9 protein-coding genes are annotated in these 10,388 nt (G+C 67.9%); 4 read left to right on the top strand and 5 right to left on the bottom strand.

Translation table 11 applies throughout. The annotated features are described in order from the left end of the window. Positions 1-66: 66 nt before the first annotated feature. Complete coding sequence (locus ENSA7_RS25965) at positions 67-1,056, top strand: YihY/virulence factor BrkB family protein (RefSeq protein ID WP_181234109.1); 990 nt, start codon at positions 67-69, stop codon at positions 1,054-1,056. A gap of 89 nt (positions 1,057-1,145) precedes the next feature. Here ENSA7_RS25965 and ENSA7_RS25960 read toward each other — a convergent pair whose 3' ends face one another. From ENSA7_RS25960 to ENSA7_RS25950, 3 genes are read right to left on the bottom strand one after another with little or no spacing between them, the layout of a single operon-like run. Then, on the bottom strand, positions 1,146-1,526 hold the full coding sequence (locus ENSA7_RS25960; protein ID WP_244923910.1) for a VOC family protein: 381 nt from the start codon (positions 1,524-1,526) through the stop codon (positions 1,146-1,148). Beyond that, positions 1,507-1,899, bottom strand: coding sequence for a DUF1398 domain-containing protein (locus ENSA7_RS25955; RefSeq protein ID WP_106092075.1), 393 nt, complete (start codon positions 1,897-1,899; stop codon positions 1,507-1,509). Before ENSA7_RS25955 ends, ENSA7_RS25960 begins: the two co-directional genes overlap by 20 nt. Positions 1,900-1,930: 31 nt before the next feature. Next, complete coding sequence (locus ENSA7_RS25950; protein ID WP_106092037.1) at positions 1,931-2,392, bottom strand: MarR family winged helix-turn-helix transcriptional regulator; 462 nt, start codon at positions 2,390-2,392, stop codon at positions 1,931-1,933. A 347-nt stretch (positions 2,393-2,739) separates the two neighbouring features. On the opposite strand from ENSA7_RS25950, the gene ENSA7_RS25945 reads away from it, so the two are divergent. Both ENSA7_RS25945 and ENSA7_RS25940 read left to right on the top strand, forming a co-directional pair. Continuing rightward, the gene (locus ENSA7_RS25945) at positions 2,740-6,003 is read left to right on the top strand and encodes a WD40 repeat domain-containing serine/threonine protein kinase (protein WP_181234108.1); all 3,264 of its coding nucleotides are present in this window, start codon (positions 2,740-2,742) and stop codon (positions 6,001-6,003) included. After that, entirely contained in the window at positions 6,000-6,788 is a 789-nt protein-coding gene (locus ENSA7_RS25940) for a sigma-70 family RNA polymerase sigma factor (protein ID WP_106092035.1), read from the top strand. Before ENSA7_RS25945 ends, ENSA7_RS25940 begins: the two co-directional genes overlap by 4 nt. A 21-nt stretch (positions 6,789-6,809) precedes the next feature. Here ENSA7_RS25940 and ENSA7_RS25935 read toward each other — a convergent pair whose 3' ends face one another. Both ENSA7_RS25935 and ENSA7_RS25930 read right to left on the bottom strand, forming a co-directional pair. Then, positions 6,810-7,943 carry a HEAT repeat domain-containing protein gene (locus tag ENSA7_RS25935; RefSeq protein WP_146158138.1) on the bottom strand — a complete coding sequence of 378 codons (1,134 nt, stop codon included), beginning with the start codon at positions 7,941-7,943 and terminating at the stop codon, positions 6,810-6,812. Next, complete coding sequence (locus ENSA7_RS25930) at positions 7,936-9,612, bottom strand: sigma-54-dependent Fis family transcriptional regulator (protein ID WP_106092074.1); 1,677 nt, start codon at positions 9,610-9,612, stop codon at positions 7,936-7,938. Before ENSA7_RS25930 ends, ENSA7_RS25935 begins: the two co-directional genes overlap by 8 nt. 137 nt (positions 9,613-9,749) lie before the next feature. Here ENSA7_RS25930 and ENSA7_RS25925 point away from each other — a divergent pair. Further along, on the top strand, positions 9,750-10,388 hold a 639-nt coding region (locus tag ENSA7_RS25925), incomplete at its 3' end, for a pirin family protein (RefSeq protein ID WP_106092033.1).

Below are 10,388 nucleotides of genomic sequence, written 5' to 3'. Positions count from 1 at the left end.
AACTGACTCACCCACGCAATCGCCACGAGCGAGCGAGCCTGGGTCTGCAGCGCGAGGATCTACATGATGAACACCAGCGACCCCGACCCACTGCGGCCCGACGAGCCGCCCCCACGCGGGCGTCGAGCCACCCACGCGTTCCAGATCCCCTGGCGCGGCTGGTTCGACGTGCTCACCCGCGTCAGGCGTGAGGTTCGCCGTGACAACCTCGACATCGTCGCCGCAGGGGTCACGTTCTACGCCGCGCTCGCCCTCGGCCCAGCCTTCGTCGCGCTCGTCTCGATCTACGGCCTGTTTGCGACCCCCTCCGACGTCGAGGCCCTGCTCGAGCCAGTGTTCGCCATGGTCCCCGCGGGCGGCGGACGGCAGATGATCCAGGCCCTGCTGCGCCGCGCCGTCGCGGTCGCGCCGACCTCGCTGACGCTGCGGGCGATCGGTGCGATCGCCCTGAGCCTGTGGAGCGCCAACCGAGGGATGAAGGCGTTGGTCTCCGCGGTCAGCCTGGCCTACAACCAGCCGCCGCGTCGTGGTGTCATCGCGGCCAACCTGCTGAGCGCGAGCTTCGTCGTGGTCGCGACGCTGGCGCTGGCGCTGACCTCCGTCGCGCTCATTGCCCTGCCGCACGCGCTCGCTGGCGGGTGGGTTGGCAACGGCGTGGCGTGGCTGCTGACCGTGCTGCGCTGGCCCCTGCTGTTTGGCGTGGTCGTGCTCGGGCTCGCCGCGCTGTACCACTGGGGGCCCAACCGCCGGCCTCCGCGCTGGCGCTGGGTCTCCGTCGGCGCGGTGGTCGCTACGGTGTGCTGGTTGCTGTTCTCCGCCGCGTTCTCGGTCTACTCACGACACACCGGGGATGCCCGCACTGGCCTCGAGGCGCTCGACAACGTGATCGCGCTGCTGCTGTGGCTGTACGTCTCGGCCTGGGCGATCCTGCTGGGGGCGGAGCTCAACGCCGAGCTCGAGCACCAGACCAGCTGCGACTCCACAGTAGGCCCGCCCCGCCCGCTCGGTCTGCGCGGCGCGTATGTGGCCGATCACGTCGGCGAGGCGCGCGACTGACTCGGACGCAGCAGCGCGTGCCGGCTTCCTACCCGAGGGACTGACGTTTACTGCGTCAGCAGTTGTCCCGACCTGCGTCGACCCCCGGCCTATAATCGATTCGCGGCGGCAGCCTCGAGGGTGGCAATGTCGATCTTCGTCATCTTCATCTTCATCATCGCCTCGAAGGCGCGGTTGGCCGTGTCGCGGTCGGAAGACGTCGTCAGGTCGAGCAACAACCGCGGCGTGATCTGCCAGGAGACGCCCCAGCGGTCCTTGCACCAGCCACAGGCGCTCTCGGCCCCGCCATTGCCGACGATGGCGTTCCAGTAGCGGTCGGTCTCCTCCTGGTCTTCGGTGACGACCATGAAGCTCACCGCTTCGTCCGTTTTGCAGTTGGGGCCGCCGTCGAGCCCGAGAAATTGGCGCCCGAGCACGGTGAAGTCGACGGTCAGGTCGTTCCAAAGCCGTTCATGAAAAATGCTCCACATGTGATTCCCCATTGCGCCCAAAATAGATCACCCGACGGCCCGTAATCTGGACAAAGTAGCCCACACAACCTGCGGTCATCGTTTTTCGGATGAAATCGAGGTAGGAGTGCTCGTTCCGCTGGCTCTGACGAACGGCGGCTTCAACGGCCAACGCTGAAAACTCGGCTGCTGTAGCGTGAAAAGGGTGAGGCGTGGCCACGACGAGCGAGTCACCGTCCGATAGGTAGTAGGTGATTTCCTGGCGGCTGTAGTCCGCATGATACCGCTCCACGCTGATTTGGGCGAGCCGGCCGATGATCTCAGGAAAGGTAAATTTCCCGGTCAATGCGCCTCGCGCACAGTCTTGTATGACCTGTATTTGTCCTGCGTTCATGATCTCTCCTTCGTCGCTCGTGAGTCTGGATTCAATCAACCGGTAAGTCTTTCCAACCGTGCCGACGGACGATGTCCTGAAGCAAGGTCACGAGCCTGCTTCTGTCGTCCGGCTTCAGGTGGCCAAAGAATTCGCGATCATTCTCGTCGGCGAGCCGAGCCAAGACTGGCACCAACCGCCTTCCCGCCGCCGTGAGCTCGACTGTTTGATAGCGTCGGTCGCCTTCCGACGACGAACGCACCGCCAGCTTCTTTCGGGAGAGCCGTTCGACAAGCTTGGAAACCGTGCCACGCGTCATGCCCACGGTATCCGCAATCACACTCGGATTGGCAGCCCCGGCCTCCAGCATTGCCCGCAGGAGCACCCACTCCGCTACCGTGACACCTCGAGCCTCGACCTTCCGCGCGAACGCGTGTGTGACGTGGTTGGAGACGTACCGCAGCCAGTAGCCCGCGTGATCTTCCAGTGTGCTCGGTGCCTTCCCTGCAACCACTTCGATATAGTCTCCTAGGAAACTATATCGGCAAGCCAAGACGGTGTCAACGATTGAACCCGGGGCAAGTGGAACTCCAGGCCCGCTCGCTTCGGTGGCGGAGAACGCAGCTCGGCCTGGGCTCGGTCGAGGATGCGCTGTTTGGCGCGGTCCCCCTCATCCGGCGCGACCACCCAGGAGGTCCGGGCCCGGTTGATCCCCGGAGCGCGCACTCACGCGATCGAAGAGGTGGTTGAGCGAGCGATCTCCCGGGCCGTCGACCAGGCGCAGCGTCGTGCGAACGTCATCACGACGTTGCCGTGCTGGTTGCCACAGAGCCCATACCGGATGCTACGTTCCGGCTCGACGTGCAGTGTCCTCCCCTCGACGAGCTCGCGGCATTTCTCGACGGGCGCGCCAGCGATCAGGATCGCGTCAGCGCCCACTTGCGGACCTGTTCACGCTGCAGTGACGTCGTGGCCGTCGCCTCGACCCAGGCCGGTGCAACCGTGTCGGAGATCTGGTCGGACCCAGACACGGCGCCACCCCAGACACCGGGTCGCTACAATCTCGAGCGGATCGTGGGCCGCGGCGGACAGGCGCTGGTCTGGGCTGCGCACGACACCTCGATCGGTCGTGAGGTCGCGTTCAAGGAGCTCAAGTTAAACGCGCAGACCCAGCTCGCAGCTGCGCGCGCGCGGTTCTTGCACTCCGCACGGATCAGCGCGCGGCTGTCCCACCCGGTGATCCTTCCGGTCCACGACCTGGGCGTGCGCGAGTCGGGTGCGGCGTTCTACACGATGCCGCTGGTCGAGGGTGAGACGCTCGCGGCCTCGATTGTGTCGCGCCCGACCCTCGCGTCGCGGCTCGAGCTGTTGCCCCACGTCGTGGACGTGTGCAACGCGATCGCGTTCGCCCACAGCCGCGGCGTGATCCATCGCGACATCAACCCGGCCAACGTCATGGTCGGGCGCTTCGGTGAGACCGCCCTGATCGACTGGGGGCTCGCGGCCCAGGGCCACGGCGATGCGTCGACGACAGGTCAGCGCGACGCCAAGTTGACCGCCGCAGGGCAGGTCAACGGGACCCCGAGCTACATGAGCCCCGAGCAAGCCGACGCGCGGCCGACCGACGTGCGCACGGACGTGTGGGGGATCGGCGGGCTGTTGTTCGCGCTCGCCACCGGGCGTGCGCTGTACGCCGAGCCCAGCTCGCAGCTGGCGATCGCGCGAGCGCGCACGGGCACGCGCCCAGCCGTCGGCGACCTCGAGCGGCACACACCCGAGGAGCTCGTGGCGATCATCGACGTGGCGTTGGCGTTCGAGCCGGCGCGGCGCTACCCGACGGCGGCGGCGCTCGGCGCTGATCTGCGCGCGTTCATTGCCGGTCGCGAGGTGTCGGTGTTTCGCTACTCGCGGGTTCGCAGGCTGAGCCGGTTCGTCGCGCGTCATCGCGGGCTCGTGACCGCGGGCGCGCTGACCTTCAGCAGCATGGCGGCGGCGCTGGCGGTCAGCACCGCCGCGTACCAGGACGAGCGGGCCGCGAGCATGGCCTGGCAGGCCGCCGCCGATCGAGCCGATCAGGCCGAGCAGCTCGCGGTCGCGGCCTCCGACGAGAGCGAGCTCAACCTCGCGATCGCCCACGACAACTCAGCGGAGCGGCTGCGCGCGGACGGGTTCGTGATCGAGGGCGCCCTGCACTCGTTGGCCGCGCTGCGCTCGCTCGCGCGGGCTGGTCCGCCGAGCCCCGAGCACGACCTGATCGAGGCCAGGGCGATCAGCGTGATCGAGGGTGCCCAGCGGCGGCCGCTGCGGCGGGTCGAGTGGCGGGTGCGAAGCGACAAGCTCCCGAGCGGCGCGCGGATCGTGTCCGCGGTGTCGCCTGACACGGGCGAGATCGCGGTGGGCGGTCTGCCTGGTGTCGTGCGGGTGTTCGCGGCCGAGAGCGGACGGGAGCTTCGACGGGTACCGACCGCGTCAGACCAGGTCCACGACTTGGTGTGGCTGCCGGGTGGCGAGCTGGCGATCGCTGGCCCGGATGGGATCGAGCTCCACGACGGACAGGGCGCGATGTCGGGCCGCGCGACGCCGGGCGAGGAGGGACGCCGCTGGCTGTTCACGACCCCGATCCCGGGCGCGCTGCTGGTCGTCCACGAGCGCGGTCGGGTCGAGCTCATCGATGACGCCAACCCGGGCCTCGCCGGGCCGCGCGGCGAGGTGGCGCCGCAGATCGAGGGGGCCGCCTTGCTCGCGGACGGGCACACCCTGGTGGTCAGCACGCCAAACCCCGAGCTGCTGGTCTGGGACGTGGACACCCGACGGCTGCTGCGACGGATCCCCCTCACTCGCCCGGCGCAGCTGCTCGAGCCGGCGCCCGACGGCGTCCACGTCCTCGTCGGGGCCGAGGGCTGGCTATATCGGGTCAACGTCGCGGACAGTGAAGAGTCGAGGTTTCCGCAGCCCTTCCCGGACGGGTTCGCCGCGATCGCGTGGCTCGGGGACCGGGAGGCGATCATCGTCGACAAGTCCGGCCTCGTCGATGTGGTCAACACCCGTTCGGGCGACTCTCAGTTCAAGTCCCAGCACGGCCCGGTCGGCAGCAGCGCGAGCCTGGTCGTCGATCGCGGGCGCGTGACCGTGATCGGCGACGACATGCTGACGCAGTGGACCTTCGATCCAGCGTGGGACGGCGAGGTGAGCTTCTCGATCACAGACTTTGTCTCGATCCCAGAGATCGTCTCGACGACGTGTGTGTCCGACGGGCTCAACTTCATGATCGGCACGCACGAGGGCGTCTGGGCGCTCGGTCCGCCGGAGACCGGGCGCGCCCGATATTTGGCGACCGACGGCCACGCGGTCTTCTCACCCGAGCGCGGACCCGCGGGCGAGGTCATCGCGGCGGCGGGCGACGAGCTGTGGATCTGGGCCGCCGATGATGCGCTGGTCCGTCGCCACGCGCTGGACGGACCGAGCAGGGCCGCGCGTTTCTCCGCTGACGGTCGTCGCTACGCGGCGCTGAGCTTGCCCGATCAGCTGATTGTGTGGGACGCGAGCGATGGGACCCGCCTGCGCGAGTGGACCCTCGAATCCCCTGGGTTTCGGATCGCCTTGACGCATGACGGGAGCGAGGTCGCGGTCGTCGGGAAGCAAGGTTCGGTGTCGGTGTACGATGTCGCCTCGGGCGAACGTGTCGCGCAGCTGGCAGTCGCCGAGCGCTGGTCAAATCTCGAGTTCATGCCCGATGGTCGATTGCTCGCCGCGGGCGATCGCGGCGTGTTCTCCTGGTCGCCCCACGACCCGCTCCCCGCGCGCCTGCTGCACCCGCTGGGCGACACCTATGTGCGGCTGTCGGCCTCGGACAGCGGCCGTCTGGCGCTCGCGGATGGGGCCACCCAATCGGTGCTCATCAACATGGACACGGCGCAGGTCGTTCCCCTCCCAGACGCACCAGGGTATTGTCTACTCGCCGACGAGGACATGCTGGTCCTCGACGGGGAGCTCAGCTTGCGGCGTCGTGCCACCACCTTTGCGACGGTCCCGCTCGACGCCGACTCGCGCCGGGCGGAGCTCGAGCGTGACTTGCGAGCGCGGCTGGTGGGCTTCGAGATCCTGCCGGAGGTCACGGAACCGTGAATTTCGATGAGCACCTCGAGGCCGCAGCGCAAGCGCTCGCGCGCCAGCAACCACCGGTGCGCATCGACCTGGCGAGCTTTCGAGCGCACATCGCCGCCCGAGCTGGGCCCGACTCCGCAGAGCTCGTCGAGGCCGGCCAGCTCGAGCAGCTCATGCACAGCTTCGCGTGCATGCGGGGTGACCGGTCCGCGCTCGCGTTGTTCTATGCTCGCTACGAAGGTCCCTTGCGCCGCGTCATCGCGCGGACTTGCAAGGACACCGACGAAGTCGATGACGTGTTTCACGACGTGATCATCAAGCTCACGGTCGCCCGGGCGCACGCCCCCGCTGGCCTGGAAGGCTACGAGGGGCGGGGAAAGCTGCTGACGTGGCTGCGTGTCGTCGCGGCCCGCGCGGCCATCGATCACGCGCGGAAGGGTACGTCAGCGCGCGTGACCGAGAGCATGGTCGAGCAACTCGAAGCCCTCGAGATCGACAGCGAGGTGGTCGAGCGCTACCGCCATGACTTCAAAGTGGCGGTCGCGCTCGCGGTGTCTCGGCTCGAGCCACGTCAGCGCCAGATCCTCCGCTACCACCTCGCGGGCGTGAGCGTCGGCGACATCGCGGATCTGCTCGGGCACCACCGCGTGACCGTCAGCCGGTGGTTGAGCGCGACCCGAGACGAGCTGCGCGAGCACACCTTGCGGGTGCTCGCGGATACGGACACTTCGCTGACCAGCCTCGCGCTTGGCGATCTGCTCGCGCACGTGTCGGCCAGCTTTGATCGTCTGTTGGCGACCGGCTGAACCCGGCCGCCTCCCCCGGGCTCAATTCGCGAGCTTGGTCTTGCCGAGCGCGTCGCGGCACGCATCGCGCACGTAGTAGGTCTGAACCAGACCATTTGTCGTGTAGGCCGAGTCAGACTCGGCCACGACCCGCAGCTTGTCGGCATAGGCCGGATCGGTGAGGCGGCCGAGCGCCTGGCAGGCCCGCACGCGCACCTCCGGATCCTCGCTCGACAGGTGCGAGGCGATCGCCCCAGCAGCCGGGCTGCACTTGGCGAGGCCGAGAAATTCGATGAAGGTCTTGACCGAGGTACGGTGCGGAGATCCGAGCGCGGCCACATAGCTGGCGCAGGTGTCGAACGATGAGCTCTCGAGCAACCACGACGAGATCGCTCCAGCGGAGACCCAGCTCGCCTCGAAGCTGAAGCTGTCCGCGTTGGCCACCTCTGCGATGTGGGTCGCAAGCGAGGCATCGGACTCGCCAATGGTATTGAGCAAGCGTTTGCCCATGGACTCGGGCGGCGCCACGCCCTCGAGCTTGGCGAGCGGCAGCAGCTCCGTGACCAGGCCGGCGTAGTCCTGACATTCGGCGACCTTGGCCCCAACGCTGTGGAAACTCCGCGCATAGTCGTGCTCGTCGGGTTTCTCGGCCCCGTACGCGCGCAGCGACTCGATGGCGTTGTCGCAGGTCAGCGTGGCCTCAAACTCGGCGAGGGATTGTGCGCGAGCGTCTTTGTCGTTCGCGCCGCGCACGTCCGAGGCCAGGGTGCAGGCGCGATCCTCCTGGTCGGACGCGCTGCCGCGCATGAAGTCGCGGCTTTCGCGATCCCTGCCTTTGGCGCAGACATTCTCGAGGTAGTCGAGGTCGCGCTGTTCGAACGCACGATCCAGATCGGCGCTCGAAGGGCCGGCGACGCTGCCGAGCACCGAACAGCCCGACACAGCGGTGAGCGCGAGCGCGCCGGTGAAGATCCAATGATGAGCGGTCCGTTGGCTGTGCAGTCGCATCGTGCTTTCTCGCGGGGGGCACGAGCGCCGGCGGCCGATGTAGTCAGATTTCTTCGAACTTTTTCTGGCGACGCGCGCGCGTGGCGGGAAGCCGGGAGCCCGTGGCGATCTCGACTCAGGCTGACGGCGCGACGTTTGAGATCGACGAGGTGCTGGCCTGCTAGCCAATGCCCTCTAGGTTGCGATACTGGCGAAGTCGACGAAACAGCGTCGCCGTGCCGATCCCGAGCCGCCGGGCCGCCTCGGTCTTGTTGTTGCCGCTCGCCGACAGCACGCTCTGAATGTGCTCGCGCTCGACCTCGGCGAGGGTCCGATCGGGCTGGGGTTCGGGTGAAGCTCGCACCTGAGCTTCGCTGGCCCGCGGCCTCGCGGCCCGCCGCTCGAGCTGCGGGAGATCCTTGGCCTCGACCATCCGGCCGCGAGCCAGCGCGACGGCGTGCTCGATCGCGTTTTGCAGCTCGCGCACGTTGCCGGGCCAGGTGTGGGCCAGCAGCGCTTCACAGGCGCCCGGGGCGAGGCCGTCCAGCGTGCGACCGAGCCGGGTGCCCGCGCTGGCGAGCAAGCTGCGCGACAGCGGCAAGATGTCTTCGGGTCGATCGCGCAGGGGCGGGACATGCAGCTCGACGACACGCAGACGATAGTAGAGATCCTCGCGGAACCGACCGCTCTCGACGTCGGCGAGCAGGTCGCGGTGGGTCGCGGCGAGGATCCGGACGTCGACGCTGCGCGGGAGATTTTCGCCGATGCGACGGACCTCGCGCTCTTGCAGGACCCGCAGCAGCCGGGTCTGGGTCGCAGGCGCGAGCTCGCCGATCTCGTCGAGCAGCAAGGTCCCGGTGTGGGCCGCCTCGAACAGGCCGATGCGATCGCGGGTCGCCCCCGTGAAGGCGCCCTTGGTGTGGCCAAACAGCTCGCTCTCGAGCAGCTGCTCGGGCATCGCGGCGCAGTTGATCGCGATGAAGGGGCCGCCCACACGGGCCGAGTGGTCGTGGACGAAGTGAGCGACGCGCTCCTTGCCGGCGCCGGTTGGACCGGTGATCAACAGCGTCGAGTCGACGGGCGCGACGCGGCGGGCGAGGTCGAGCAGGGTCCGCATCATCGGGCTGCGGGCGACGAGCCCGGCCGCCTCGGCCTCGGCGTCGACGAGATCGTCATGATCATCGAGCGCGCGGCGGCGGGCCCGAAGCTTGCTCTCGAGCTTGCGCAAGATCCCGCGTACACGCAGCAACGAGTCGTCGAGCCCCTGCTGCTCGAAGTAGGCGAGCGCGTCCGCATGACCGTGCTCGACCACCGCATCGCGGGCGTCGCCCCACATTCGGCACAGGGCGTCGCCGCGGCCGCGGCACTGGGTCTCGACACAGAAGATCGGCCGGCCGTGCGCGCGGCTGAGGTAGCCGCTCGCAAACCCACACAGCGACCAGCACACAGGCTGCTCGTGGTCGCCAAAGTGCAAGAGGTGTTGCTCAGCCTCGTAGGAGTCGCGCCAGATCGCCTCGGCCAAGCCCGGCGGTGAGCTGAGCTTGCTCGGGTGGACGGGCTCGAACGTGACCATGCCCTGCAGGCGATGGAGGCGGCCGCCCGCGCGGCGCCACTCATCGCGGCTGGTCCACGGCAGGCTGTGCTCGAGGTTCTCCGCTGTCCGCCAGCCATGCGCGTAACCGAAGCGGGTCATGGCGCCGCGGGCTGCGTCGAAGCCGAGCAGCTCGACGAGCTCCTTGCGCAGCAGGCCCAGCGCGACCGCGTCGAGCAGCAGCGCGCGCTGGCCAGCGAAGCGCAGGATGCCGCCGTCTGGTTGGAAGTCGAGCAGCTCGTCGAGCGCGAGGTTGGCGGCCAGCATCAACATGAGCCTATCATTTTGACATGGATCAAATCAATATGAGTCATTCACGGCGCAGATGTGCCCGCGAGCCAGGAAGAGATGAGTAATTTCAACGGGTTGAGCATGGCATGGTTCCCGCTAAGTGGTGGGCCAAGATGAACACGCTAAACATCCGCCGCGCGAACGACCGAGGCCACGCGAACCACGGTTGGCTCGATTCGCACCACACCTTTTCGTTCGCCGACTACCACGACCCGGAGCACATGGGCTTTCGTGCGCTGCGAGTGATCAATGAGGATCGCGTGGCGCCTGGGCGCGGGTTTGGGACCCACCCGCACCAGGACATGGAGATCATTTCATATGTGCTTGGGGGCGGGCTCGAGCACCGAGACTCCATGGGCACGGGTTCGGTGATCCGTCCGGGGGACGTGCAGCGGATGAGCGCGGGGACGGGCGTGCGGCACAGCGAGTTCAACAACTCGCCGACCGATCCTGTGCACTTCATGCAGATCTGGATCTTGCCCGATCGGCGGGGGATCGAGCCGAGCTACGAACAGCGCTCGTTCTCGGATGAGGCCCGGCGCAATCAGCTGCGGTTGGTGGTTGATCCCGAGGGACGCGAAGGAGCGCTGAAGATCCACGCCGACGCACGGGTATATGCCGGGTTGATCGACGCTGGCGTCGGTGTGGAGTTTGTGGTCGCCGATGACCGGCATGTCTGGATTCAGGTGGCCCGGGGGCGGGTCGAGGTTGGCGGGCAAGTGCTCGAAGCGGGGGATGGAGCCGCGGGGGGT

The sequence above is a fragment of the Enhygromyxa salina genome, from assembly GCF_002994635.1.
GTDB classification, from domain to species: Bacteria; Myxococcota_A; Polyangia; order Nannocystales; family Nannocystaceae; genus Plesiocystis; species Plesiocystis salina_B.
This window is presented reverse-complemented; position numbering and strand designations above follow the sequence as displayed.

Bases quoted from the DNA above. Each gene is read 5' to 3' on its own strand.
- ENSA7_RS25965 (WP_181234109.1), top strand. From the start codon at position 67: ATGAACACCAGCGACCCCGACCCACTGCGGCCCGACGAGCCGCCCCCA.
- ENSA7_RS25960 (WP_244923910.1), bottom strand. From the start codon at position 1,526: ATGTGGAGCATTTTTCATGAACGGCTTTGGAACGACCTGACCGTCGAC.
- ENSA7_RS25955 (WP_106092075.1), bottom strand. From the start codon at position 1,899: ATGAACGCAGGACAAATACAGGTCATACAAGACTGTGCGCGAGGCGCA.
- ENSA7_RS25930 (WP_106092074.1), bottom strand. From the start codon at position 9,612: ATGCTGGCCGCCAACCTCGCGCTCGACGAGCTGCTCGACTTCCAACCA.